The following is a 25,279-nucleotide window of genomic DNA, read 5'->3' on the forward strand; positions in this document are numbered from 1 at the left end:
TATTTTTGAAATTTTGTGAATTAAGAAAAAGAAATGATATATCATTTCCCCTAAATAATTTTAATTAATATCCATATAATAATATATTAGTGAAAATATAAATATAAGTAGTTAGAGAAGAAAATGTAAACCTTCTTACACAAGATTCAAAAGTAGATGCATTTAATTTAGATGTGGATTGAAGTAGAGTTATGATGTTTATAAGAAATATGCAATACCGTTTCTACTCATATAAAAATTGAACAAAGAGAGGGTTGTATAATGTTATGCAATCCTCTTCTTGGTGGTCATGTATGGTGCCCTATATTAGATAAGAAAGAAGAACATTTCTTTAATATATGTATAAATTCGAAAAATATTATATACTTGTATATAGAAGTTTTCCATATTTAACCTATAAAACAAGGAGGAAACAATGTTTGAATTAAAATCTAGCATAGAAGATACGTGTAAAAATTGGTGTAAACCAGCAAGCGAAACTGAAACTCAAAAATGTGAAAATGCTTTGAGAATGATTAAAGATGCTATACGTGAATCTGATGAATTGAGAGAAATGAACATTCATATAATTCCTAAAGGATCTTATCACAATAATACTAATGTTCGTTTAAACAGCGATGTGGACATAGCTGTCGTTTTAAAAGATACTTTTTACGCCGATTATCCAAAAGAAAAAAGTAAAAGTGATTTTGGAAATATGTCTAGTTCTTATAAATTTAGTGACTACCGAGATGCAATCGAAAGGGCCTTACATGCAAAATTTGGTTCAGAAAATGTTAATAGGGGAAATAAAGCATTTGATTTGCATTCGAATTCGTATAGAGTGGATGCAGATGTAGTTCCTTGTTTAGAGCATAGAAGGTATCGTGAAGACGGAACGTTCATCACGGGGACAGCTTTTGACGCTCGTTATACTAATGAGCGTGTTAACAACTATCCCGTGCAACATTATGAAAACGGAATACGGAAAAATAATATAACAAATCGTCGATACAAAAGAGTAGTCCGTATTCTAAAAAGGCTTAGATATAAAATGAAAGAAGATGGTTATGAACATGAAACAATCTCTTCATTTCTAATAGAATGTTTGGTATGGAATGTGCCTAATAATTACTTTGGTCATGTTAAATTATCCGATGATGTGGAAGGGTCCTTGGAATATTTAATTTATAACACAAGTAATCGTGATTTATGTGGGGAATGGGGGGAAGTGTCGGAACTTTTATATCTTTTTCATTCTGGTAGAAAATACACCCTCAATCAGGTTCATGATTTTTTAAAACATGCAAAAGCATATCTATTTAATTAACCTCCCTTATATAGGGAGGTTTTTTTTTGATTTTCTAGTAAAATACATAGATCCTGTTGTTTCACGCCCGGTCCAATAATGTCCCTCTAAAACAACAGTACCGTCATGTTTAATTCTTAGACGTGTTGCACCATCATGCTTCGGGTTGACTTCACGGTCTTTATCAGCATCATTGCCATATAAATAGCATAAGAATTTCTGCTTACCTTCATCTTCAATGACCCCACTTACGTAACTACTACTATATGATTGATTCGTTTCCATTTTAATATGTATACTATCAAATTCATGACGTATCTCAATACGTGCTGGTATTGGTGGTAGTTTAGCGTCTGTTCCAGGAGGCTTATAATTTGATTCAAGAGTTCCTTCCCAACACCCACCTAGAAATGGAATATTAGTTAGCTTACAGGTATAGAACAAATCCGGACATAACTTCCAAAGTATTGTTTTAACAATAAATTTATCTAAAATAATAGTTACACCTGCAGCAGAAGAAGCAGTTAACAGAATAGATGGATCGAATTTACCACCCTTAATATAAAAGATAATAACAAATATAATAATCCCTAAACTAATTAAGTATCTATAATACAATTTCTGATCGTACATCTCTTTCTCCCTTCTTAATAAGATTAATAATTAGTATATGGGATAAAATAAAAAAAGTCATTAATATACATTGTAGGAAACCTTTTCATGAATTATTGAAAAGGTTTCCAATTTTTAATACATGGTTAAAACAAAGAATTTTCAGATGTATTTCAGGATTATGTTAAGAGATAATCCTGAAATTTCTTTTCATATAGTTAATTAATCCAAAATATAAACATATTTTTTCTATAAGAATTCAATATTCTTACACAGTATTGAATGGATGTAGTCCTATAAATTTATAGTATAAAATATTGATTTTTCCGTACTTATAACATGTTTTATAGCTACTTTTTTGTCTTTTGTAGTGGACAAGAATGCCTATAATTTTTAAACTATAGACATGAAAGTATAAAATTCCCAAAAATATACTGGTAGATGAATTAACAAAAGAAGGGGGCAGTTAATGTATAAACCACTAGTTACTAATTTTAGTAAAAAGTACGGGAATAACAGATGGGTAACGTATAGCTTTAAATTAAAAAGAGAAGTTTTTTTATTTAGTGATTTAGAATACGAACATTGGTTAATGGTAGAATCGAACCCTAAAGTTATAAATTTTTGTGAACAACCTCTAGTTATGACTGCATGTATCAATGGAAAATCAGTGACTTCTATTGTCGATATGTGGGTAAAATATGAAGATGGAAATGAAGAATTTATAGAAATTAAATATTCCACAGATTTAATCAAACAAAGAGTAATAAATCAGATTTTCACACAAAAATATTGGTGTGCAGAAAATGGGTTCCAGCATCGTGTAAGAACAGAAGGAGATATATGTGTAAATCGAATTTTACTCTCTAATTTAAAGGTGCTTGTTAAGGGAAATAAACAACAAACACAACAAATCGAAACAGATAGATATCAAGTTATGAAGATGCTAAAACATAATAAAACACAAAAAACCACACTTAATTCAATAATTACAGCAACTCAAATCCCCTCAAATAGATTATTAATATCCATTGGACAAATGATTTTAACAGGTGAAATATGCTCAAACATATCTAAAGAGTATTTTGGAACAAATACGGAGGTATGGGTTAATGTCTAAACGAGTCTTAGAAGGTTTAAAAATTGAAGATAGTGATTTAGTTATGGCAAATTGGCCCCAAGTATTAATTGAAAATCTCACCGAAGAGGAATTGAATAAATTTTTAGCTAGAAAGAAAGCAATTGATTTGTTTATGACAACTAATACAAAAATATATGAGATAGAACAGCAAGTAGGGATACATAGAAGTGAAATATATAGGCTTATTAGAAGATGTTTAGAAAAGGACGAATTTGAGCAAATAATGGGTTATAGAGGACTAGTCCCCTACAAAAGACTAAAAGATTACAATCGGAATGATTTTCCAATGACTAAAGCAGACTCTAAAAATTTTTCAGGTGCTTTCAACTTACTACTTGATACTTATCCAACTCTAAAAGAATTAATTATTAATTCATATTTCAGCAAGAAAACAAAGGAGCTTCAAGTTACTGATCCTATTATTAACATCAAAAATCTTCATAAAAAGTTTATAGATGAGTGTCGGCATTTGGGAATAAAAATAACTGAGTATCCATTTAACACAAAAACTTTAGCCAAAAAATCAATCGAACGCTTTGTTAGATCTTTATCTAAATCTCATTTTGTTGATGTTGCAAAACGAAATGGTGATCAAGCATTTATGATTGCAAAAAATACAGGAAAGGGCAATAAAAACAACCCTATGATCATAAGACCCCTTGAACGTGTTGAATTTGATGGTCATAGAATTGATACATCTATTGCTATAATTTTTAAAACACCGGAAGGGGATGAGATAGTAGAAGTAATGAATCGTATTTGGATTCTTTCTGTTATCGATGTCGCCACGAGAGCTGTATTGGGATACCATCTTTGTCTAAATAAAGAATATTCCTCGGATGATGTTCTAATGTGTATTCGCAATGCAATCATACCTTGGAAACAAAGGAAATTAACTATTAATGGATTAAAATACTCTTCATCAGCAAACTTCATATCTAATGCTATCCCAGAAGCAAGCTATGGTATATGGGATGAATTTTGTTATGACAATGCAAAAGCAAATCTAGCAAAAATTGTTCAAAATAAACTTGTAAATTTAATAGGTTGTTCTATTAACACTGGACCTGTTGCAGTACCTATTCGTAGACCAATAATTGAACGTTTTTTCCGCACTTTGGAACAGAACGGTTTTCATCGACTACCTTCGACCACTGGAAGTCATCCAAAAGATACTAAGAGGAAGAAACCAGAAGAAAATGCTGTTAAATACCGTATATCAGCGGAGCATCTAGAAGAATTAACAGATGTATTAATTGCTGAATATAACGGAACACCCCATGAAGGAAATAATAATCTAAGTCCTTTAGAAGTTTTTCAACAAAGAATAAACCGAGGCATGACAATAACTCAATTATCTCAAGAAAGGAGAAATGAAATGAACTTTTTTTCTTTAAAGGTAACAAGGAAAGTTAAAGGTCATAACAAAGAAGGAAGAAGACCTTATGTTTATTACGAAGGTGTAAAATATTCCAATGAAGTATTACTTCGTTCACCCCAACTAATTAATAAATCACTTGAATTACTTATCAATACAGATGATTTAAGGGTTATAAAAGCATTTTTAACAGATGGCAGCGAATTAGGGAATTTAACTGCTATTGGAAAATGGGGTGTAAATCCGCATAATTTAAGGACTAGGAAGGCTATAAATAAACTTAAAAATAATAAAATGATACATTTCAATCAATATGAAGATCCCATTAATGTTTATCAAAATTACCTCGAAAAAGAATCCATAAAAAATAAATCTAGTAGGAATAAACTAGCCAGCCTCAATCAAAGTAAAAAAAATAGAGAAAGCCGATACCCTAGAGAGACCCACATTGAAGAAAATACTATTAAAAATAGCGGGAATTTACAACAAAACAAAATGGAACAACCGAAGAAAAAGGCTAATGACAACCAACAAGTAGATCAAAGAATTTTAAAAAATACTATCATTCTTTAATTTGGAGGCCTCAACATGACGGAAGAATTAGAGTTAGAGCAACTTACTAGTAATAGCATACGCCCCTATATTCCTAAAGGTACACATCCAGTTGAAACAGGTAAATATTTAATTTCAACAAATGAGATAGATAGAATGTATCAAACAGTACTTCAATGGATAGGAAACAGGATACCTGGTGCTATTATATATGGTCGCCCAAGATTAGGTAAAACAAGGGCTATTACTTACTTGATGAATTGTTTGCCACAGGACTTTGGAAACAATATGCCGATTTATCATGTGCGTTGTCGTACGTATAAACGGCCTAATGAAAATTCCTTTTTTGAAGATTTATTATTTGCCGTTGGTCATTCACTTGCTATACAAGGTAAAGCAAGTGTAAAGAGAAATAGGCTTTTGAAATTTCTTGTAGAACGATCTGATTTTTCTGGTACAAATAAAGTTGTTTTTTTCATTGATGATGCTCAAAGGTTAGTAGAAATACATTACGACTGGTTAATGGATTTGTTCAATGAATTAGAACAATATGGCATAACTTTAACAACAATTTTAGTGGGTCAAAAAGAATTAGTTCATCAAAGATCAGCATTTATAAGTGGAGAGAAACTTCAAATAGTTGGTCGTTTTATGAGTCAAGAATATCAATTTAAAGGAATAAAAACTCCTAGAGATTTAAAAATTTGTTTAACAGGGTACGATGAATATTGTGAATATCCTATTAATAGTAATTGGTCCTTTACTAAATACTTTTTTGCCGATTCTTTCATAAGAGGGCTTAGATTACAAAATTCTGCAGAAGAATTGTTTCAAGTCTTTGTTGATTTAAGAAGGGAACATGGATTATCTCAAAAAGTAGAAATTCCAATGCAGTATATAACTTTAACGGTAGAATATGCATTGAAAAATTTTGGGAGTGATAGTCTTGATTTAGCAACAATAGAAAAAACTCATTGGGAAGAGTCTATTAAGAATTCTGGTTATATTCAATCCGAACTATATCAGACATCATATTAAAACATCATATTAAGACATACTGTAGCGTTAATTTAATATGGAGGATAAGATATGAACTTTCAATTCGCATGGTCTGCTGAATGGATTCAAAAATACGAGTCTCCATGGGGGATAATAGAAAAATTCAAGTATGCTAATGCAATTAACGGTAATACCGTATTAAAGTTAATAGGAAATGAAAATGTGAGGAACTTCAAAGAGATTTCAAATGCTGGTAGGCGTCACCGGGATTTAATTTATTTCCACGGTGTTGATTGCGAATTAAGTAGAAAAATTCTAGGGGTTAATTTAAAACAATATCATGATTACTTATTAGTCCAATCACTTTACCCGTTTTCTATCAATAGGAGTAACTTGGATTACAATTTTCATCGGCATTTAAATTATTGTCCAACCTGTCTAAATACGGGGTATCATAGTATATTTCATCAAATAAAGTTTTTCGATCATTGTTTATTTCATCCTCTTCAAAATTTAATTAGTACATGCCCAAAATGTAAACGATCAATGCCGGAATACTCTATAAACAAAGGAAATATAGATGCATACAATTGTATTTGCGGTCACCATTTTTTAAGTTCAAAGAATATAAGGGGCATTTTTTCTGCATGGAAAAAAGAATTAATCGTTCAAAGTAATTTGGTTAATACATTGCAGGCGTTACCTAAACATATAATGAATAAGTATCATTTAAGTTACCCTTTTTATAACCACAAAAATAATTCTATATTTGATAAGAAAAATACGACTCAGCATTTAAAAGAGATTCCCCAACTGCTAATCAGTGCTTTTACAGAAAACAAAATAGATAATTCTCCAGTAATGAATATCTACTCTAATGAAAATATTTTTCAAATCAAAGATAACTATCATCGTTTAAGCGAAAGTTATAATCAAATTTTTCCTTATCGTACACGTAACTTAAAATTAAAAGAAAAATGTCATACTGAAAGCATCTTTTTTGAAATCTACAAACAAACTAGAGTTATATATAAATCAATCAGTAGATATATCCAAAATAAAATAATTAACATACATAAAAAGTGTGTAAGAAATTTTGATGATATGTATCAAGATGACTCTACCTGCCTACATGCTTCCGCATTTATATTATGGAAATCTGAATGTGAAGGGAGAAGAATATATCCAAGAATTTTAAACCAAGCTCAAGTCCCAAGCTTGTATGATTTTAGATTTTCTAATGATCAATTTAGTATTTATCCAAAAGGTCCTTTTATGATTCATTTAAAAGAAATATTAAACTCTTTCCAGCAAGACCCTGCTAGTAATGGAGAATGGGGATTTAATTTATTGAAATATAATCTTAGTGCTATAAACTATGTTGTTAACAGAATTACATCATATCTCTTAATTGAACGTTATATTAGCTGGTTAGAAGTTATGCATCATCCAAAGGAGTTTAAATTCCTTTATCCAAATGGAGATATACCAATGTACCTTACTAAAATCCCTTTAGAGAAAAACGAAAGCATCAGCTTTTATTTTCCCAGCGGTCGGTTCAGTTATATGAAATATCTTGTAAAGGATATAGACAATAAATTATCCTGTTCCACATGAACCAAGGTTACAGGCTTTAATAACAAAAGAATATGATTAGCACAAATCGGTAAGAATATTATAAACATACCAGGCTCACATAAATTTTAATATTAATAAGATGTCACTATTTATGTTAATAAAAGCACATTATTACTCAATAGTAATGTGCTTTTTATATAGAAATACCACTCTATTTTCATAAAATTAATGCTTGTCACTCGTATAATAAGTTTTATTTTACAATTATTAAATCGATTTTTTTTGATTTAATAATTGTAAAATCATAAACATCGGCATATAATAAAAGCATCAAAAAAAATTGATTTAAGGAGTAGAAACATGGAAGAACTAACATTGTATAATCAATTAACTAACCAATCATTTGAAACGTACGAAAAGAAGTTCAAGGCATTGGCAGATCATAGAAGGCTACACATCTTGTATGAATTGTGCCAACGTGGAGAAACTTGTGTATGTGATTTAACAGGTATTCTTGGTTTACCACAATCAAAGCTTTCATATCATTTAAAACTTTTACTTGATGCAAATCTTATTACAAAAGAAACAAAAGGAACATGGAGTTACTATAATATTAATAAAGAAGAAGTAGATGCACTATTATCTGAGCAATTATGCTGTATATTTCGTCCTATGTCATAATTTTGGTTGGGACGAAATAGCATTTTAATATATCTTAAATCAATTTTTTTTGATTAATACTACATTTTCGACAAGCGATTAAATTGGGTAGTCATTCTGGTATTTAAATCAATTTTTTTTGATTTAAATAATTCGATTAAGGAATTACACTTACACATTTAGAGAAAATAAGGAGGGGGTTTTCATGAAACCTATTCAACTTTCATTCAAAGTACAAGAGTGCTGCGGAACGGAAAATCAAACATTACAAAACAATACTGATATGCAGGGATTAAAACAGTTACCAGTTGTCATTATTGGGGGAGGTCCTGTAGGTTTAGCTGCAGCTGCACATTTAGCTAGAAATGGTGAATCATTTATCTTATTAGAAGCTGGGAAAAATATAGGTTCAAACATCCTTACATGGGGCCATGTGCGGTTATTCTCACCTTGGCAATATAACATAGATAAAGCGGCTCTAGCTCTTCTTGAACAACATGGCTGGGAATCACCTGACATAAACGCATTACCAACAGGAAGAGAAATTGTAGAACAATACTTACAGCCATTTGCGAACCTGCCAAAAATTAAACCGTTTATTCATTTGAATACCAAAGTACTATCAATAGGTAGGAAAGATACAGATAAAATGAAAACAGTGAATCGTGAAAAAATGCCATTCATGATCTATGCAGAAAAAGAAGGTCTACTTCAAGTTTATGAAGCTAGAGCAGTGATAGATGCTTCAGGTACGTGGGGAAATCCAAATCCGGCAAATTCTAATGGTATTTGGTTAAAAGAAGAGCAATCCCTTAACAAGCATATTTTTTATGGTATTCCAGATATCTTAGGAAACGAACAAAAGCGATATGCCGATAAGCATGTAGCTGTTGTTGGAAGTGGTCATTCTGCAATTAATGCTTTGTTGGAATTGGCAAAGCTAAAGGAATCCTATCCAGGAACTAAGATTGTATGGATTATGAGAAAGCAACGTGTGGAAGAAGCGTACGGGGGAGAGGAAAAAGATGCACTTGAAGCACGTGGGACTTTAGGTAGCCGCATTCATCAATTGGTTGATGAGGGAAACGTAGAAGTAATGACACCATATAAAATTCAATACGTAGCTAGAACAAAAAACGGAATGAACATTGTAGGTCATCAAGATGAACAAGAAATTAAAATTACTGATATCCATGAGATGATTGTAAATACAGGGAATCGCCCTAACTTATCTATGATAAGTGAAATACGTACTTCAATTGATACTGCTACCGAAAGTGTAGAGGCGTTAGCGCCACTAATTGATCCTAACCTTCATAGTTGTGGTACTGTTCGCCCCCATGGTGAAAAAGAGCTTCGACACCCAGAGAAAGATTTTTATATTGTAGGTTCAAAAAGTTATGGAAGAGCGCCTACATTCCTTATGGCGACAGGCTATGAACAAGTTAGATCTATAGTTGCTTACCTTACTGGGGATTATGAGGCAGCTAAAAAAGTAGAACTTGATTTGCCAGAGACTGGTGTTTGTAGTGTGAATTTAAATTCTAATAAAGTTGATGATTCATGTTGTGGTACAGAACCTTGTTGTTAAGGAGAATAACTGTAAGGAGGCGTTATATAAATTACGCCTCCTTACAGAATAGGTAGGTTTGAAAGGAGAACACAATGAAATGGTTATTAATCATGCCGGTAATTTAAAAAAAGACTATTTTGTATCTTATATAAGATTAATAATGAATGCCCACCAATGTAATGTTGAAAAGGCAAAAGATTATGTTTTTCAAAATATGTTCAGACTCGAAAAAAACAGTTTAGGAAAGAAAACTTATCAGAGTTTCCATGAAGCTTATCAAGAATTGAAACAACCTAATTAAATTAATAAATTTTATAAGAAATTTATGAGATAAATAAGAGATATTAGGGGGAGATATGTATGGAGATTAGGAGAGCAGCCGAACAAGATGTAAAAGAAATTATGACTATTTATAATGAGGGTATCGAGGATCGTATTGCAACTTTAGAGACAGAAATAAAAACAGATAAATATGTGATGGAATGGCTGTTTCGAAGACAAAATAGATATTCGGTAATTGTTATTGAAGAGAATTCTAAAATTGTCGGTTGGGCTTCTATTAATCCATATAGTCATCGATGCGCTTATCGGGGTGTAGGGGAGCTATCTATATACATAAAGAGAGAGTATCGTGGAAAAGGTTTGGGACAGAAGTTACTTTTAGCTTTAGAAAAGACCGGACAGCAAAATGAATTCTATAAATTTGTTTTATTTACCTTTTCTTTTAATAATCTAGGGCAAGGGCTATATCGTAAAATGGGTTATCGTGAAGTAGGAGTGTTTGAAAAGCAGGGAATAATGGACGGCGTGCATGTAGATGTGATGATCATGGAAAAATTGTTAACTGCAGAATAAATAAAGTTGTATCTGAAATATAAATGGTAAAGGTATTTACACATTTGCAGGGTATGTGAATACCTTTATAACGTAATTATTTAAATATACCTCGAATTCTTAAGCATAGTTCAGATAAGTAAATCCTTATTTAAATTAGTAGGGGTTTTATAAAGTTTATCACCTTTTATATAGACATATAATTATTTACTTATGGTATGATTTTAAAAAATACTTAAGAATTATCTATTAAAAAATGGGGGGATAGGATTGTTAGATCAATTGCTCATTGTAAGTATATATCTTTTGATAATTTACATGTGTTCATATGTTACGCTCGAATATCGGAAAAATAAAATTAGTAAGCAACATTTTCTGATATGGTTGATATTTATCTTTTTAACAGGACCTATAGGATTTATCGTGTATATCTTTTGGGATAAGAAAAAGAGTACAAATTTTAAATAAGGCAATCGAATGTAAAGATTCTGTAAAGGTGAGAGTTTTCAGTTGAACATATAAGCAAATAGTTATATACTTATTTCGAAAGTAAGAATAAAGTAACTTGAAGGAATAATACATTTTGTTTTTACACAACATATAAGCATATGCTTATGTAATTATAACGAGGTAGGTGTAGATATGGAAAAAACAGTTGTAGAAGTAACGAGAGCATCTCAATTATTGAAACTATTAGGAGATAAAACAAGATTAACAATTGTATCAATCCTTAAGCAACGTGAATGCTGTGTCTGTGAACTTCTCGAAGTATTTGATATGAGTCAACCTTCTATCAGTCAGCATCTTCGAAAGTTAAAGGATTTAGGTTTAGTGCAGGAAGAGCGTAGAGGTCAGTGGATTTATTATTCTTTAAATCAAGCAAGTGATTTATACACGCTTTTAGAAGATATTTTAGCACATGTACCAGACCAAACAGAGAAAATTAAACAAATTGTGAAGAGCAATCCTACACTCCGGTGTGGTTGTTAATAAATAGTTAGAAAGGGAAGTGAGAGGGATGAGCAACACGGGGAAAAAACGTCTGTCTTTCCTAGATCGATATCTAACCCTATGGATTTTTCTTGCGATGGCAGTAGGGATTGGAGTTGGATATCTATCACCTGGATTTGTTGATGGAATGAATAATTTACAGGTAGGAACAACGTCTATTCCACTTGCGATTGGCTTAATTTTAATGATGTACCCACCACTTGCTAAAGTTCGCTACGAAGAGATGGGACGCGTTTTTAAAGATGTAAAAGTATTGGTATTATCACTGGTACAAAACTGGATTATTGGTCCTGTTTTGATGTTTGCTTTGGCTGTTATATTCTTACCAGATAAGCCGGAATATATGGTGGGCTTAATCATGATTGGTTTAGCTCGTTGTATTGCGATGGTTATCGTATGGAATGACTTAGCAAAAGGAGATACAGAATATGCGGCAGGATTAGTAGCATTTAACTCTGTATTCCAAATGTTATTTTTCTCAGTATATGCTTATGTATTTGTAACAGTTATTCCAGAATGGTTAGGAATTGAAGGTGCTGTTGTAGATATAACAATGGCTGAGGTTGCGAAATCAGTGTTTATATATTTAGGAATTCCATTCATCGCAGGAATGCTAACACGCTTGATCTTTGTAAAAACGAAAGGACGAGAATGGTATGAAAAAGTATTCATTCCAAAGATTAGTCCAATTACTTTAATCGCATTACTATTTACAATCATTGTGATGTTCTCTCTTAAAGGAGAAGTGATTGTTAGCGTACCATTTGATGTTGTACGTATTGCAATTCCATTACTCATTTATTTTGTAATCATGTTCTTTGTCTCTTTCTTTATGGGCAAAAAAATTGGTGCAAGTTACGGGGTATCAACAACATTAGCGTTTACAGCTGGAAGTAATAACTTTGAATTAGCGATTGCGGTAGCTGTAGGTGTATTTGGAATTCAGTCAGGTGCAGCGTTTGCAGCAGTTATCGGGCCTTTAGTCGAAGTTCCAGTTATGATAGCACTTGTAAATGTAGCACTTTGGTTCCAGCGTAAATACTTTCAAACACAATAAAAATAAACATTCATAATAAAGGTGGAATCATCATGAAAAACAAGAAAACAATTTACTTTTTATGCACAGGTAACTCATGTCGTAGCCAAATGGCAGAAGCTTGGGGTAAAAAACATTTAGGTGACAAATGGAATGTACTTTCTGCTGGCATTGAGGCACACGGAGTAAATCCGAATGCAATTAAAGCGATGAAAGAAGTAGACATTGATATTACGGACCAAACATCTGATATCATTGACCGTGATATTTTAGATAAAGCAGATTTAGTTGTAACACTTTGTGGTCACGCAAATGATGTATGTCCGACAACACCACCTCATGTAAAACGAGTTCATTGGGGATTTGATGATCCAGCGGGTCAAGAATGGTCTGTATTCCAAAGAGTTCGTGATGAAATAGGCGCACGTATTAAAAAGTATGCTGAAACAGGAGAATAATTGAAAACAAAATAGGCCGAGAATTCTTTCTCGGCTTTTTTATAAAGAAGGGGAGAAATCAGAGATGAAAAAGATCGAAATTTTTGATCCTGCAATGTGTTGTTCTACTGGAGTTTGCGGTCCAAGTGTTGATCCAGAGTTAATTCGTATTTCAGTTGCTGTTAACAACTTGAAGAATAAAGGAATTGATGTGACTCGTTATAATTTGGCAAGTGAACCAGATGCATTTGCCAATAATGTTGTTATTAGTCAACTATTAACAGATAAAGGACCAGACGTGTTGCCTGTAACCTTGGTAGATGGAAAAGTAGTAAAAGAAAAAAGTCACCTGACAAATGAAGAACTTACACAATTAACAGATATAACAGTAGAAGAGTTGAGTCAAAAGCCAGTCGTACGTTTAAAGTTAAACGTGAAAAAATAGAGAAAGAAGTGAAAGGCAATGACAAACTTATATAACCCAAACACAATAGCATTCACACCATTTTTGTTCTTTACTGGTAAAGGTGGAGTAGGAAAAACATCTACTGCATGTGCAACAGCTATTACGTTAGCTGATATGGGGAAACAAGTTTTATTAATAAGTACTGACCCCGCTTCTAATTTACAAGATGTGTTCGAAATAGAACTTACGAATAAACCGAAAGAAATTCCAAGTGTTCCAAATCTACAAGTAGCAAACTTAGATCCTGAAACAGCAGCACATGAATATAAAGAACGTGTTGTTAGTCCATACCGTGGAAAGCTCCCTGATGCTGTTATTGCAACGATGGAAGAGCAATTATCTGGAGCTTGCACAGTAGAAATGGCCGCATTTGATGAATTCTCTACGTTACTTACAAATAAAGAATTAACAGCAAAATTCGATCACATTATATTTGATACAGCACCAACAGGTCATACGCTACGTCTTCTTCAACTTCCTACGGCTTGGAGTGGTTTCCTAGAAGAAAGTACTCATGGAGCTTCTTGTTTAGGACCATTAGCAGGACTTGGTGATAAAAAAGAGTTATATAGTCAAACGGTCCAGGCACTATCTAATCCGAACCAAACGATGTTATTGCTTGTTACACGACCAGATAGTTCTCCATTACAAGAAGCAGAACGAGCAGCGCATGAATTAAAAGAAATTGGTGTTAGTAATCAATTTCTACTTGTAAATGGGATTTTGAAAGACTATATGCAAAGTGATAATGTCTCAAATGCACTGTTTAAGAGACAATCACGCGCGTTAGAAAACATGGCAAAAGAATTAAAAGATCTTCCTACTTATGAAATTCCATTAGTACCGTTTAATGTTACTGGGATAGAGAATATGAGAAAACTGGTTCAACCAATGGAAAATCTCTCGATTTCGGATGAAGAAACAAATACCGTCTCTATTCCTTCACTTCAGACATTGATTACTAATCTTTCAGAATCAGGAAAACGAGTAATTTTTACAATGGGAAAAGGTGGTGTCGGAAAGACTACGGTAGCTTCAGCAATTGCAGTAGGTCTGGCGGAAAAAGGACACCATGTACACCTAACTACAACTGATCCCGCAGCACATATTGATTATGTCATGCATGGAGAACAAGGAAACATTACGATAAGTCGAATTGATCCAAAAGTAGAAGTTGAAAACTATCGTAAGGAAGTCATAGAGCAAGCAAAAGATACAGTTGATGAAGAAGGTTTAGCGTATCTTGAAGAGGACTTACGTTCTCCTTGTACGGAAGAGATTGCAGTCTTTCGTGCTTTGGCCGATATTGTTGAAAGAGCTAACGATGAAATTGTAGTAATTGATACAGCACCAACAGGTCATACCTTATTGTTACTAGATGCAGCACAAACGTATCATAAGGAAATTGCACGTTCTACGGGTGAAGTACCACAGTCTGTGAAAAACTTATTACCACGTTTGCGTAATCCAGAAGAAACAAGCGTTGTAATTGTAACACTTGCAGAAGCAACACCAGTTCATGAAGCGAGCCGTCTACAAGAAGACTTAAAACGTGCGGACATTAATCCGAAATGGTGGGTTATCAATCAAAGTTTTTACGCAACACATACAAGTGACTTCGTGTTAAGAGGAAGAGCACAGTCCGAAATACAGTGGATTCAAGAAGTACAAAAGGAATCACAAAATAACTGTGTTATCATCCCTTGGCAATCGGAAGATATTGTAGGATATGAGAAGCTTAAAGAGTTAGTAAAATAAAAAATTCTAATTAGTTACTGTGAAGGGGAGAAATAATAATGAATATTACAGATAAAGCAAAAGAGTTTATTGAAACTGCTATGAAAGAAAATGGTGTTACAACATTACGTTTTACATTTGATGGTGCTGGATGCTGTGGTCCAAGTTACGGTATTAATTTAGGCGAAGCAGAAGAAAGTGATATCACAGAAACAGTAAACGGTATTCAAGTCGCAATGGATCCAAAGGTAGCAGAAATCGTTAATACTTTAACATTAGACTATGTAGAAGATCAACAAGGCGCAGGACTTGTTATCAGTGGCGGATCTAACTGCTGCTAACTAATAATTGAAGGAGACTAACAAACATGACTAACTATCACGAACTAGTAAAAGGAAAAGTATATATTGGTGGAGTAGAAGCTATACAAGACGCAGTAAACAAGCACGGGATCACAGAGGTGTTTGATTTGCGTGCTGGTGGAGAAGAACCAGAAGGGTTTCCGGCTGGAACTAAACGTCATGCTTATCCAATCGTAGAAGGTGTTGAAGGGCAAGATGAATCAGTAAGAAATGCAATTGCAGCGGTCAAAGAAGCTGTTGAACAAGATAAAAAAGTATTTTTCCATTGTTCTGGTGGACGTAATCGTACAGGTACAGTTGCGACTGGATTATTAGTTGAATTAGGGCATGCATCTAACGTGGAAGAAGCTGAACAAAAAGCAAAAGAAATCCGTTCAAGCATTAATATCAAACCAGAAATGAAACAAGTGTTAAACCGTTTATACGTATAATACATCTAATCCCTAAAAATTCATATTTTTGGGGATTTTTCTTTAAAAGCATTATATTCTTTCAAATTTATTAATTTGGTTTAACATTAGGTTTAATGGATACTATAAAAATCTCTAAAATTTTAGTTTAGACTTTCTTGTCCTAACTAAGTTCCCTAAATGATAGTTTAGACTTTCTTGTCTAATTAGTTTAGAGTTTCTTGTCTTTGTACATTAAGATAGGAGGGGAGTTTAACTCACATTTCCTCAACTGTTCGTTAAATTCCGATTTAACGAACAGTTGGTATTGTCTTATTTATATGTTATGATGTTATTGTCATTTATTATAAGTTGAGGAGAATTAATATGAAAATTCCTTTTATGAAAGAAAAAACAAAAAAAGTAGAAAAAAGATATTTGCAAGCAGAAACATTTGTACAACTATTCTGTGGTTTAATGATTCCTAGAATACGAGACGGAAAAGACATTGAGACAGCTTGGAATGAAATAAAAGATTACTTTGAGGAACCTCGTTTTAAACATGAAAAAGTATGTTTCAGTAAAGGTTTGAAGTATAATTTCGAAGATCTTATTGAAGCATACAATGAATTATATTATGAAGAAACACCCGTCTACTTCAATTTACTACAAGTATTTAAAGAATACCATGCCAGTGAAAAACAAATATTAGCTGATCAGTTAACCATTTATCAGGTAATGAATACAAGAGTGCCTTATAGTACAGAGTCCTACTTTCCCAACACTAAATAATAGTTTGTAAATGTTATAGTATGAATGACGTATGAATCATCCATAATGAAATTTTCAAGCGAATTAGTAAATAGAATATGATTTCAAAACGACAAGAACATTTGTTCGTTAAAATTGTATTTAACGAACAGTTTGATGAATTTCATAGAATTGAGTATAGTAGAGGTATCAATCATATATTGATACCTCTCTTCTTCTTCAAAAACTAGTATGGTATCCATATATGTAATCAAGCTATTTATTAAAATCGTATTCTAGCTCAAAAATTCGAATAGTTAGTTTAAATATCGGTTTAAGCATTGGTTTAAAAATTAATTTACATTATTTGATTTGAGGTGTACAACATGAGTAACCAAGAAAAAGAAAAGTTTAAAATACTAATAGATAAACATAAAAGTAAAATGCCCTGGTATATCATAGAATATGCAGAAATGAAAACAGCCCTCTCCCCTGCTACATTGTATGCTTACATTACTGAATTTGAAAAGTTTCTAAAATGGCTTATAAGTAATCGATTAGCCGTTGAAAACGGTAAGGTGGTCACTAATATATGTGATGTACCAATTACAACACTAGAAAATCTACCGTTAAATGAAGCTAGAACTTTTCAAAGATATCTACAGGGAGAAGGTATTGAGACAAGAGCTATTAATAGAACTTTCTCTGCTTTAAAATCCCTATTCAAATACTTAGCTCAAAATACAGAAAATGAACAAGGGGAAAATTACATCTCACGTAATGTAATGGAGAAAATTGAACTGCATAAAGAAAAAGTAGATGCAGCAGCAAGAGCAGATGACGTTGCAAACATGATATTTAATGAAAAAGATGATGTTGCTTTTCTTCAATTTCTAGCAAATGATTATGGTGAAATGTTGAAAGATATATCACCAAAAAAATATAGTTTTTTTCAGCGTGATAAAGAAAGAGACATAGCCATTATAAGCCTCATTTTAGGCACTGGGCTTCGGGTTTCTGAGGTAGCTAGTCTTACTATATCTAGTATAAACTTCCGTCAGGGGAAAGTAAAAGTGACGCGTAAAGGTAATAAGAGATCTTCCGTATTAGCTACTCGCTCTTGCTTAGATGATATTCAGGAGTACATTAAGGTTCGTCCAAGTAAATATAACTGCCCTCAAGATGAAGACTTACTTTTCGTAACAAACTATAAAGGGAAATATACGCAGCTAACTGTTAGAGCTATACAGAAGTTATGTGACAAATATTCAAGTGCATTTGATGAGAAGCGTAGCCCTCATAAACTACGACACACATATGCTACCAATCATTATAAGGAAAACAAAGATCTTGTATTACTTCGAGATCAACTTGGTCATACATCCGTAGAAGTTACTAGTATATATACGAATATTAATAATGAGAAGAAACGTGAGGCTGTTGATCGCTTGGAAAGAAGACAATTCGAATAAAAAACAGGATATTTCCATTAACGGAAATATCCTGTTTTTATACTATTGAATTTATTACTTCCGTATAAAAATCCTTACCAACCAGAAACACCTGTTAATACAGCTTTATTGGCTTCATTACATTTGTTATATACTTCCCAATATCCATCTACGATCCAGCCTTTTTTATATTCTCTATCAGCTGAAAATGCCGCATATAGGGCTGTACCTAGATTCACTAACTCGAATTGAGATGCTGATCCAATATTCTCAACACGTTCTTTTAAATCCGCTGCAAAAGCTTCAATATCCTTTTGTGATGTTAACTGTTGAATTTGTTGATATAGGTAATTCGAAAGCCCTTTACCAGGTATATTGTTTGAAAACGCACTTAAAAACTTTTCTAGTAGACTCTTTTTCATTCTTCTTCCACTCCATTTCATTTTATATAAACTAAATGTATAGGGATAAAACAATCAGGGGGACCCCGATTGTTTTATCGTACAAATGTTGGATAAGTTCTTTCTGTGGCATTAATCCACTCTGCTACATCATTAAGCATATTCTGTACCTCGTCATGAGACAAACCATCTTCAGCAGCTTGATTCCAAATATCCTCCATAACATCACCTAATTGATGCGGATATTTAACGCTGTCGTGACGTAGACTCGGAACTAAAGCTCCAAGAGCATCTCTCCCAGACTGTCCCTCATATGTTTGATGAGAAACATGCCATCCACCTTCATTACGAATAAGTGTATAACGATCATCATGCCCCCACCTACGTGTATAAATCCGCATCTCAAATGAATCGCCCATCGTTTGGTCTTCTGGGTCATTATTAGCATCTGTATTGTCCAAATACGCTAATAAATCCTCTACTGCATGAATACTGCGGTAAAAATCTACTTCTTCTGGCTGCATACCACTATTCTCTATCATGTACTGATGATGTCTTGGACGTGGTTCAAGCGACATGTGAAGCTCGTGCGCTACAACAGCCATTTGTTCGAATAACTGATTATGATCTTCATGTGCCTGTCCGTTAATTTCTTGCTTAACTAATTCTAAGTTCATTTCAATTAAAGCTCGTTGCTCTTGTTGTACTGCATTCAATTCTACATTCATCGTTTAACGCTCCTATGCATTTATTGAATAGAATTTTATGTAACAAACAGGCCGAAAGTCTTAAGAAGCAGACTTTTATAGTTACCAATTCTTTCTAAAATCAGTATAAAGTCAAAGATAGTCAAAGTTAAACTATTTTTGACCAAATTTGACTATTAACCTCCTAGCTTTCTTAATTGACATTCGTTATACTAATTATTTTTCTATTAACATTGTATTTCTAAGCACAGATTGAACCATATAATTCTTAGACGATTCATTGTTAAGTTCAATGTGCAGCTGCATTTACCATTACCCTAAAACCAAAAGACGGTACCATCTACTGGCACCGTCATATTTTCTATTATAATCTTGTAAAGAACTCACATAATTCCTGCCCCTCATTACGAATTACGTCTTTTATATACTCAAGTATATCCGGATTTTGAGTTAATACTTCTTCTAACTCACGAAATACGGAAGGGTTTTTCAAATCAACAAGGGTATTATTTAATAGAATAGCAAATCTCTCACCATCAACGTCAGTCATTAAACAATACTTCACAAAATAGGCCAATTCCACAGACTTACCATTGATTTTCGAATATGAAAATGATTTTCCATTATGTAAACTTTTCATCATATTTTCTTTTATGTTTTCGAAAAAGCCGTGGTTTTTCAGTAATATTATTTCTTCGCGATTCAGATTTTTTAAATCACAATTTACATTTGCAATGAGTTCTTTTAACTTATTGGAATCTAAGAAATTGTTCTTTATACATGTACAAAGTAAGCTAACTGCATTTGGCAAATCTAAAAATAGCCAATTTGGTAGGTCATTATTAATATAATGACTTATTATAGACCTATTTGCAGCGTGACATTTTAAAAGCCTTTCAGGGAACAGCAATATGAACGTATCAAAAATTTCATTGCTACTCGTTAAAAATTTATTAAAGCTTTCACTTATAAGTAAATTATGACTTGAATTAATTTCCTTCCAAAATGCATGAGCTTTTAAAGCAGGATCAGTACCAATCTGATAATTTCTATTCCCTTTAAAGTTATTATGTATTTCTATAAACAACTCGGGAAGGTTATTATTTTCAGCTAAGTGAGGAATACTTCTAACAATTTCTTGAACCTTATCAGGATTATTGAAATAAACGTTATCAAAATACTCTTCAAGTTCTTTTAATAAGAAATCCCTACTGCCGTTAATTACTAACTTAGGAAGAATTGACTGTACAAATAGCCAAAATGATTCAACGTGTGCCCCTGCAATTAGATTATCTTTAGAATGTACACAATCATTTCTTAATGCTCTCCAATACTCCATTTGCGCAATTCTGGATTTGCTAATTTTAAAGTAACGACTATATGTTTCCCCTTCATTGATTAAATCAAACACCTTATTTTCCCAAGTATCTTCGTTTGAAATTTGTCCTTTTTTTGCTCTCCATTCATTATCAGTTATTCCATTAGGAGTATGCGAGCTTTCTAGCACTCTGTATTTCACTACATTTAAGAAAAATAAGTATGACATGATATATGATGATCTGTAGGCTCCTACTTTATAACAAAGTATCCCCTCTTCAATAAAACTCATAGCAGCTTCCGGAAATTCCATTTCACTAATAAACTTTTCAATCTCTAATTTCATTTTCTTTTCTCCTTTAACTTTTTAATCATCTAAAGGACATTAATATAAATTCCTCTTTATAAAAATATTAGGAATAAATGATGTTAATATGATAACTCATCTTTTAACTCTCCAAGATATATTTCCTTAACTAATTTACAGAAACCTATATATTCCCCGAAATAATCGCTGAATTGCTTTATAAATCCTTCTCTTTCTTCAATATGATGAGACCATATAAACATACTCCCCATCAATTCACCTATCTCCCTTTCAATTCCTTTTAATTCATCTGGTGATATACCTTGCGGGTAATCATTAAACCACTCCAACCAATCCGCAAGTAACTCCTCCACAGAGGATACTCCGGATTCTGAGCAGAAATCAAATTCCCTTTTTCCAGCTGTAATAAATGTGTCTAAATCATTTAAAATTAGACGGATTATATATGAAGTACTCACACTTCCGATACTATGTTTCATATGTTCTCCTCCTTTTCATTTTTTTCTTCCAATGAAATATGTTTGTTATACCATTTATTTATTTTTCCTTTGTAATACTTTTCGACCTCGTAATCCGGAATCCAAATTTCACAATCATAGATTTTACTCATAACACTATCTAAAACATCCTCATGTTCTCTCGGTTTCAATCTACGGTTACGAACCTTAATCTTTTCTATATATGCCTCTCTCAGCCAATTTGATATGGTTTCACGCTGTGTTTGCTTTAGGTGAGACCATTTCTTATTTGTTTGTAACAATTGCCCTTTAGGTCCTTTTGTATGGTTTTTCACGGTCTTCCCCTCGTCGCTTTGGTAGTTTTATACTCATTACATATTTTAGCCTAATATGAAGAGGAATCCAAATTGGCTACAAAACAATACATAATTTTCAGATATTTTTTTAGAAATATTCTTTTAAACTACTATCATCTGTAATAATATGGATTTAACTGCTATGATAAAAACATATAGATATAAATATACAAAGGGGGAAGCTATGTGATTGTAGCAAAAGGAAACGAAAAGATTACTAGATTAATGAACGATTGGTATAAAGCTATGCGCTCTCAAAAGTTATTACAAGCAAAAAATCTAAAATCAGATGTTGAAAAACTTATCGATGAAATGGAACAAGATCAAACACTTCTTATTTACTACTCTTTACTAGAGTTTAGGTATAATCTTTTGATAAATAATACATCAGGTTTAATAAAACCTGGAGAACATATTGAAGAGTCTACCACAGACATGCTCAATTACTACTACTATCTGTTCAATGCTATACATGCAATGAAGATTGGACAATATAGTGACGCTAAGCACTTCTATCACAAAGCTGAAACACTTCTATCTCTTATACCCGATGAATTAGAACAAGCGGAATTTAATTATCAATATGCTCTCTTCAACTATTATCAGTTCCAACCACTAAATACAATAACATACGGTAATAAAGCGAAAGAAATCTATTCTAATGAAGTTGGGTATGAAATAAATATAGCATCATGCAATAATATTTTAGGGCTTGCAAGTACTTCTCTAAAGCAATATGAGTTAGCTGAAGAATATTTTCTTTCCGCTTTAGACATTGCAACCAAACAAGATCAAACACAACTTATTCATATGATTCGTCATAATATAGGGTTGCTATATTCAGATCAAAATATGCCTCAACTAGCAATCAATTATCTCTCTAAAGCACTAGAAGGTAGCTGTAAAACAATGTATTTATTAGCTAAAGAACATGAGAAACTAGGCAATATACATGAAGCCGCTAATTATATAGATAAAGGATTACGAATTAGTAATGCTCAAAATAACAAAGAATATTATTATCACTTATCAATTCTAAATGCAAAATTACAGCATACCCCTATAGATGAATACGAAAAGATTATTGTTGAAGGAATCCATTATCTCCAAGAAGAAAATTTATGGCACTTTGTCGAAATATATGCTGATGAATTAGCAAACAAGTATTATGATGAAGGTAACCACTTGAAAGTAAGTCAATACTTCCGTGTGGGATACAAGGCTAAAATTGAAATGGAGAAAAGGAGTGCTTTAAAATGATGAAAAAAATACTAATTAGTACAGCAGGACTTTTATTCTCAGGTTTTATGCTAGTAGCACCAATCACTTTAAGTAACACTCACGGTGAGGCAATGATTGCAGTACAAAAGCAGGAAATTATACAATATACGAATACCCATGGTGAAGGAATGTAATAACTGCAGAACTCCTCTCCCTACAACTAATACACTATTAATTGTAGGGAGTATTTCTTTGTATGTTACATATACTTACTTTGTGTTAATTAGGAGGTAAAACTCTCCTTAATAAATCCATTTAGTGAAATTTAATAATTTAAATGCAAAATTAAAAGGTATCCTATAATAAAAATCCACTCAAGAATATATAAACTAATACATAAATAAGCAAAGGTCTTCACTTCATTGTAAGGGCTTTATTTTTATAAAATAATCCTAAAATAGTATAATTATAGCATTACTTTTGCATTCACAAAAAGATTAGAACATTTAAAGAGAGGGAGAAACTATTCATGCATACACAAGAAGATTTTTACAAAAAATTAATAACGGAAAAAAGATTAGTAACGATATTTTTACTAAACGGCGTAAGAGTACCTGGAATCATTATCGCTGTTGATAAATTTTCAGTGCTAGTTTCCAGTCACGGAAAGCAACAATTCATTTATAAACATGCTATTTCCACAGTATCTTTATAAATATATACCATCTAAAAGTCTAATTTGAATAATATTAATTGATTAAAAAAATAAAAAAGGAATCCTTATAATAAGGATTCACCCCAGGAAATATACATAAATAAAAAGAATTAACTACATTATACTATAAAAGTAAACGAAACATATTGAGAAAAAATAAGATTGAAGTTTGATAGAAAAGAATAACATTTGCTATACTAAATGTGCAAAAATATATGCAAAATCACAAATAAAATAAGGGCAGCCTGATCAGGCTGCCCTTATTTTATTTTTAATCTCATAATCTGCTATTTAGTTTGATGTAAAGTGATAATAAAGTTATTTAATTCTGATCTAAAAATATAAGAGCCTGGCTACAATATGATTTATCAAGATCTAAATTGAAAAAAGTTAGATAAATTAAAGGACATAACATATTTTATATGACTAATATGTTATGTCCTTTCTTATTAAACTAACGCACCCGTTAGTTTAAGTTGTAGACTTGAAATAAAGTTGTACTGTTTATAAAAAAGTCGTACCGTTTTGAAGAAAGTTTAACCGTTTATAAAAAAGATGAACCGAAATATCTTATTAAAGATGAGATTTCGGTTTTTCTTATTGCACTAACGGGATTTGATATTGATTTTGAAAATAGTTTGATTATTTATAATGGGAGTTTAAAGATTGTTGTTTTATAACTAAAAACAACACTGAGAACATACGTTTGTTTATTTGGGATTTTCTGTTATAATTATATTGATTAGGCTTAGAAAAGAGGGAGAAAATTGAGTGAGGTAAAAAACATTATTAGTAATTTTAGGCATTATTCATCTTGGTTAAGCACTTTAGAAGAAATCAATGAAACATTATGGTCTAAACCGATAGCCGAGAGTAAATGGTCTGTAAGTGAGATAATAGCTCATATTATGAATTGGGATGATTATCTATTAACAGAAATCTTCCCATCTGTTCAAAATGAACAGGGAATGGAGTTTCCAGATTTTGATACATATAATAAAAAAGCATCGAACTACGCAAAATCAGGCATATCACAATCAAAAATTCTTGAAGAAGCAAAAGGTACAAGGGAATTACTTGTAAAAGAGCTTAATGAATTACCAACCGAAAAGTTAAAAAATCCATTAACTGCAAACGGTGTAACTCATTGTCCGAATACTGGAACACCTTATTCACTTATATATATTGTTAAGGAATTTACAGATCACGATAACCACCACAAAAGACAAATTATACAATTCCTAAAGGAAAACAACTTGGGCTAATTGAATCACGGGTTGTGATTATGAATAATTCTCAAACGTTGAAGAGTGCTTAAGAGACATATGAATCATTGAAACAATCAAACTTTTTTATAAAATTTTGTAGTATAGAATAACTAATCCCAATTATTTTGATTAATCTTTCTTCAAAATAATTGGGATTCTTTTATGATGAAATCAAATTTTTTAACTAGGTTTTAATTAAACTTTCTTTCAAATCTACATAAGTGCATTTATTCACAAACTTTAGTATTTCTATA

28 protein-coding genes are annotated in these 25,279 nt (G+C 32.1%); 22 read left to right on the forward strand and 6 right to left on the reverse strand.

What is annotated here, in order from left to right; translation table 11 throughout:
• The first annotated feature begins 415 nt into the window (after window positions 1–415).
• The gene (locus QCI73_RS28730) at window positions 416–1,309 is read left to right on the forward strand and encodes a nucleotidyltransferase domain-containing protein (protein ID WP_000462438.1); all 894 of its coding nucleotides are present in this window, start codon (window positions 416–418) and stop codon (window positions 1,307–1,309) included.
• Between the two features lie 6 nt (window positions 1,310–1,315).
• On the opposite strand, the gene QCI73_RS28735 is transcribed toward QCI73_RS28730, so the two are convergent.
• Window positions 1,316–1,921, reverse strand: a complete 606-nt coding sequence (locus QCI73_RS28735) for a Cap15 family cyclic dinucleotide receptor domain-containing protein (protein ID WP_000272250.1) — start codon at window positions 1,919–1,921, stop codon at window positions 1,316–1,318.
• 448 nt (window positions 1,922–2,369) lie between these two features.
• Here QCI73_RS28735 and QCI73_RS28740 point away from each other — a divergent pair, with 448 nt between their 5' ends.
• From QCI73_RS28740 to xerS, 17 genes are all read left to right on the forward strand, one after another.
• Window positions 2,370–3,020 carry a TnsA endonuclease N-terminal domain-containing protein gene (locus QCI73_RS28740; RefSeq protein ID WP_000277807.1) on the forward strand — a complete coding sequence of 217 codons (651 nt, stop codon included), beginning with the start codon at window positions 2,370–2,372 and terminating at the stop codon, window positions 3,018–3,020.
• Window positions 3,013–4,992, forward strand: a complete 1,980-nt coding sequence (locus tag QCI73_RS28745; RefSeq protein ID WP_000044816.1) for a hypothetical protein — start codon at window positions 3,013–3,015, stop codon at window positions 4,990–4,992. The genes QCI73_RS28740 and QCI73_RS28745 overlap by 8 nt, the downstream gene beginning before the upstream one ends.
• Before the next feature lie 15 nt (window positions 4,993–5,007).
• Entirely contained in the window at window positions 5,008–6,009 is a 1,002-nt protein-coding gene (locus QCI73_RS28750; RefSeq protein ID WP_000134101.1) for an ATP-binding protein, read from the forward strand.
• 51 nt (window positions 6,010–6,060) lie between these two features.
• On the forward strand, window positions 6,061–7,587 hold the full coding sequence (locus QCI73_RS28755) for a hypothetical protein (protein WP_001010917.1): 1,527 nt from the start codon (window positions 6,061–6,063) through the stop codon (window positions 7,585–7,587).
• Between the two features lie 321 nt (window positions 7,588–7,908).
• The gene (locus tag QCI73_RS28760; protein WP_000391989.1) at window positions 7,909–8,229 is read left to right on the forward strand and encodes an ArsR/SmtB family transcription factor; all 321 of its coding nucleotides are present in this window, start codon (window positions 7,909–7,911) and stop codon (window positions 8,227–8,229) included.
• 184 nt (window positions 8,230–8,413) lie between these two features.
• Complete coding sequence (locus tag QCI73_RS28765) at window positions 8,414–9,799, forward strand: FAD-dependent oxidoreductase (RefSeq protein ID WP_000802656.1); 1,386 nt, start codon at window positions 8,414–8,416, stop codon at window positions 9,797–9,799.
• Between the two features lie 79 nt (window positions 9,800–9,878).
• On the forward strand, window positions 9,879–10,082 hold the full coding sequence (locus QCI73_RS28770; RefSeq protein WP_000236374.1) for a hypothetical protein: 204 nt from the start codon (window positions 9,879–9,881) through the stop codon (window positions 10,080–10,082).
• Window positions 10,083–10,141: 59 nt separating this feature from the next.
• Complete coding sequence (locus tag QCI73_RS28775; protein WP_000405933.1) at window positions 10,142–10,636, forward strand: arsinothricin resistance N-acetyltransferase ArsN1 family A; 495 nt, start codon at window positions 10,142–10,144, stop codon at window positions 10,634–10,636.
• 621 nt (window positions 10,637–11,257) lie between these two features.
• Window positions 11,258–11,605, forward strand: a complete 348-nt coding sequence (locus tag QCI73_RS28780; RefSeq protein WP_000416313.1) for an ArsR/SmtB family transcription factor — start codon at window positions 11,258–11,260, stop codon at window positions 11,603–11,605.
• Window positions 11,606–11,633: 28 nt separating this feature from the next.
• Window positions 11,634–12,683 (forward strand): ACR3 family arsenite efflux transporter, encoded by a 1,050-nt coding sequence (gene arsB, locus QCI73_RS28785; RefSeq protein ID WP_000072355.1) that lies wholly within the window; start codon window positions 11,634–11,636, stop codon window positions 12,681–12,683.
• A 32-nt stretch (window positions 12,684–12,715) separates the two neighbouring features.
• Window positions 12,716–13,120 (forward strand): arsenate reductase (thioredoxin), encoded by a 405-nt coding sequence (gene arsC, locus QCI73_RS28790; RefSeq protein WP_000791426.1) that lies wholly within the window; start codon window positions 12,716–12,718, stop codon window positions 13,118–13,120.
• 64 nt (window positions 13,121–13,184) lie between these two features.
• On the forward strand, window positions 13,185–13,544 hold the full coding sequence (gene arsD, locus QCI73_RS28795) for an arsenite efflux transporter metallochaperone ArsD (protein WP_000717836.1): 360 nt from the start codon (window positions 13,185–13,187) through the stop codon (window positions 13,542–13,544).
• A gap of 18 nt (window positions 13,545–13,562) precedes the next feature.
• Window positions 13,563–15,323 carry an arsenical pump-driving ATPase gene (gene arsA, locus QCI73_RS28800; RefSeq protein WP_000183544.1) on the forward strand — a complete coding sequence of 587 codons (1,761 nt, stop codon included), beginning with the start codon at window positions 13,563–13,565 and terminating at the stop codon, window positions 15,321–15,323.
• Window positions 15,324–15,361: 38 nt separating this feature from the next.
• Complete coding sequence (locus QCI73_RS28805; protein WP_001027745.1) at window positions 15,362–15,643, forward strand: HesB/IscA family protein; 282 nt, start codon at window positions 15,362–15,364, stop codon at window positions 15,641–15,643.
• 26 nt (window positions 15,644–15,669) lie between these two features.
• Window positions 15,670–16,095, forward strand: coding sequence for a protein-tyrosine phosphatase family protein (locus QCI73_RS28810; RefSeq protein WP_000186251.1), 426 nt, complete (start codon window positions 15,670–15,672; stop codon window positions 16,093–16,095).
• A gap of 345 nt (window positions 16,096–16,440) precedes the next feature.
• Window positions 16,441–16,845 carry a hypothetical protein gene (locus tag QCI73_RS28815; RefSeq protein WP_000701128.1) on the forward strand — a complete coding sequence of 135 codons (405 nt, stop codon included), beginning with the start codon at window positions 16,441–16,443 and terminating at the stop codon, window positions 16,843–16,845.
• Between the two features lie 344 nt (window positions 16,846–17,189).
• Entirely contained in the window at window positions 17,190–18,275 is a 1,086-nt protein-coding gene (gene xerS / locus QCI73_RS28820) for a tyrosine recombinase XerS (protein ID WP_144533796.1), read from the forward strand.
• 74 nt (window positions 18,276–18,349) lie between these two features.
• On the opposite strand, the gene QCI73_RS28825 is transcribed toward xerS, so the two are convergent.
• The 5 genes from QCI73_RS28825 to QCI73_RS28845 all read right to left on the reverse strand — a co-directional run bounded on the left by QCI73_RS28825 (window position 18,350) and on the right by QCI73_RS28845 (window position 21,800).
• Entirely contained in the window at window positions 18,350–18,676 is a 327-nt protein-coding gene (locus QCI73_RS28825; protein WP_144533794.1) for a hypothetical protein, read from the reverse strand.
• Window positions 18,677–18,750: 74 nt separating this feature from the next.
• On the reverse strand, window positions 18,751–19,383 hold the full coding sequence (locus tag QCI73_RS28830) for a hypothetical protein (protein ID WP_144533792.1): 633 nt from the start codon (window positions 19,381–19,383) through the stop codon (window positions 18,751–18,753).
• A 343-nt stretch (window positions 19,384–19,726) separates the two neighbouring features.
• Complete coding sequence (locus QCI73_RS28835) at window positions 19,727–21,025, reverse strand: hypothetical protein (protein ID WP_261375407.1); 1,299 nt, start codon at window positions 21,023–21,025, stop codon at window positions 19,727–19,729.
• A gap of 83 nt (window positions 21,026–21,108) precedes the next feature.
• Complete coding sequence (locus QCI73_RS28840) at window positions 21,109–21,486, reverse strand: hypothetical protein (RefSeq protein WP_144533790.1); 378 nt, start codon at window positions 21,484–21,486, stop codon at window positions 21,109–21,111.
• Window positions 21,483–21,800, reverse strand: a complete 318-nt coding sequence (locus QCI73_RS28845; RefSeq protein WP_144533788.1) for a transposase — start codon at window positions 21,798–21,800, stop codon at window positions 21,483–21,485. Before QCI73_RS28845 ends, QCI73_RS28840 begins: the two co-directional genes overlap by 4 nt.
• Before the next feature lie 207 nt (window positions 21,801–22,007).
• On the opposite strand from QCI73_RS28845, the gene QCI73_RS28850 reads away from it, so the two are divergent.
• The 4 genes from QCI73_RS28850 (at window position 22,008) to QCI73_RS28865 (ending at window position 25,022) form a co-directional block, all read left to right on the forward strand.
• Entirely contained in the window at window positions 22,008–23,081 is a 1,074-nt protein-coding gene (locus QCI73_RS28850; RefSeq protein ID WP_144533786.1) for a Rap family tetratricopeptide repeat protein, read from the forward strand.
• Window positions 23,078–23,236 carry a hypothetical protein gene (locus tag QCI73_RS28855; protein ID WP_173602309.1) on the forward strand — a complete coding sequence of 53 codons (159 nt, stop codon included), beginning with the start codon at window positions 23,078–23,080 and terminating at the stop codon, window positions 23,234–23,236. Before QCI73_RS28850 ends, QCI73_RS28855 begins: the two co-directional genes overlap by 4 nt.
• Before the next feature lie 335 nt (window positions 23,237–23,571).
• Window positions 23,572–23,757, forward strand: coding sequence for an RNA chaperone Hfq (hfq, locus tag QCI73_RS28860; protein ID WP_087952082.1), 186 nt, complete (start codon window positions 23,572–23,574; stop codon window positions 23,755–23,757).
• Window positions 23,758–24,524: 767 nt separating this feature from the next.
• On the forward strand, window positions 24,525–25,022 hold the full coding sequence (locus QCI73_RS28865; protein ID WP_144533784.1) for a DinB family protein: 498 nt from the start codon (window positions 24,525–24,527) through the stop codon (window positions 25,020–25,022).
• The last annotated feature ends 257 nt before the right edge of the window (window positions 25,023–25,279 follow it).

The sequence above is a fragment of the Bacillus cereus group sp. MG16 genome (assembly GCF_040459875.1).
GTDB lineage: Bacteria > Bacillota > Bacilli > Bacillales > Bacillaceae_G > Bacillus_A > Bacillus_A paranthracis.

Excerpts from the sequence above, each read along its gene's own strand:
- QCI73_RS28775 (WP_000405933.1), top strand. The coding sequence starts at position 10,142 with ATGGAGATTAGGAGAGCAGCCGAACAAGATGTAAAAGAAATTATGACT.
- QCI73_RS28750 (WP_000134101.1), top strand. The coding sequence starts at position 5,008 with ATGACGGAAGAATTAGAGTTAGAGCAACTTACTAGTAATAGCATACGC.
- QCI73_RS28755 (WP_001010917.1), top strand. The coding sequence starts at position 6,061 with ATGAACTTTCAATTCGCATGGTCTGCTGAATGGATTCAAAAATACGAG.
- QCI73_RS28735 (WP_000272250.1), bottom strand. The coding sequence starts at position 1,921 with ATGTACGATCAGAAATTGTATTATAGATACTTAATTAGTTTAGGGATT.
- QCI73_RS28805 (WP_001027745.1), top strand. The coding sequence starts at position 15,362 with ATGAATATTACAGATAAAGCAAAAGAGTTTATTGAAACTGCTATGAAA.
- arsB (WP_000072355.1), top strand. The coding sequence starts at position 11,634 with ATGAGCAACACGGGGAAAAAACGTCTGTCTTTCCTAGATCGATATCTA.
- QCI73_RS28770 (WP_000236374.1), top strand. The coding sequence starts at position 9,879 with ATGGTTATTAATCATGCCGGTAATTTAAAAAAAGACTATTTTGTATCT.
- arsC (WP_000791426.1), top strand. The coding sequence starts at position 12,716 with ATGAAAAACAAGAAAACAATTTACTTTTTATGCACAGGTAACTCATGT.
- QCI73_RS28830 (WP_144533792.1), bottom strand. The coding sequence starts at position 19,383 with ATGAATGTAGAATTGAATGCAGTACAACAAGAGCAACGAGCTTTAATT.
- QCI73_RS28780 (WP_000416313.1), top strand. The coding sequence starts at position 11,258 with ATGGAAAAAACAGTTGTAGAAGTAACGAGAGCATCTCAATTATTGAAA.
- xerS (WP_144533796.1), top strand. The coding sequence starts at position 17,190 with ATGAGTAACCAAGAAAAAGAAAAGTTTAAAATACTAATAGATAAACAT.
- QCI73_RS28815 (WP_000701128.1), top strand. The coding sequence starts at position 16,441 with ATGAAAATTCCTTTTATGAAAGAAAAAACAAAAAAAGTAGAAAAAAGA.
- QCI73_RS28760 (WP_000391989.1), top strand. The coding sequence starts at position 7,909 with ATGGAAGAACTAACATTGTATAATCAATTAACTAACCAATCATTTGAA.
- hfq (WP_087952082.1), top strand. The coding sequence starts at position 23,572 with ATGCATACACAAGAAGATTTTTACAAAAAATTAATAACGGAAAAAAGA.
- QCI73_RS28730 (WP_000462438.1), top strand. The coding sequence starts at position 416 with ATGTTTGAATTAAAATCTAGCATAGAAGATACGTGTAAAAATTGGTGT.
- arsA (WP_000183544.1), top strand. The coding sequence starts at position 13,563 with ATGACAAACTTATATAACCCAAACACAATAGCATTCACACCATTTTTG.
- QCI73_RS28840 (WP_144533790.1), bottom strand. The coding sequence starts at position 21,486 with ATGAAACATAGTATCGGAAGTGTGAGTACTTCATATATAATCCGTCTA.
- QCI73_RS28810 (WP_000186251.1), top strand. The coding sequence starts at position 15,670 with ATGACTAACTATCACGAACTAGTAAAAGGAAAAGTATATATTGGTGGA.
- QCI73_RS28825 (WP_144533794.1), bottom strand. The coding sequence starts at position 18,676 with ATGAAAAAGAGTCTACTAGAAAAGTTTTTAAGTGCGTTTTCAAACAAT.
- QCI73_RS28835 (WP_261375407.1), bottom strand. The coding sequence starts at position 21,025 with ATGAAATTAGAGATTGAAAAGTTTATTAGTGAAATGGAATTTCCGGAA.
- QCI73_RS28740 (WP_000277807.1), top strand. The coding sequence starts at position 2,370 with ATGTATAAACCACTAGTTACTAATTTTAGTAAAAAGTACGGGAATAAC.
- arsD (WP_000717836.1), top strand. The coding sequence starts at position 13,185 with ATGAAAAAGATCGAAATTTTTGATCCTGCAATGTGTTGTTCTACTGGA.
- QCI73_RS28745 (WP_000044816.1), top strand. The coding sequence starts at position 3,013 with ATGTCTAAACGAGTCTTAGAAGGTTTAAAAATTGAAGATAGTGATTTA.
- QCI73_RS28855 (WP_173602309.1), top strand. The coding sequence starts at position 23,078 with ATGATGAAAAAAATACTAATTAGTACAGCAGGACTTTTATTCTCAGGT.
- QCI73_RS28765 (WP_000802656.1), top strand. The coding sequence starts at position 8,414 with ATGAAACCTATTCAACTTTCATTCAAAGTACAAGAGTGCTGCGGAACG.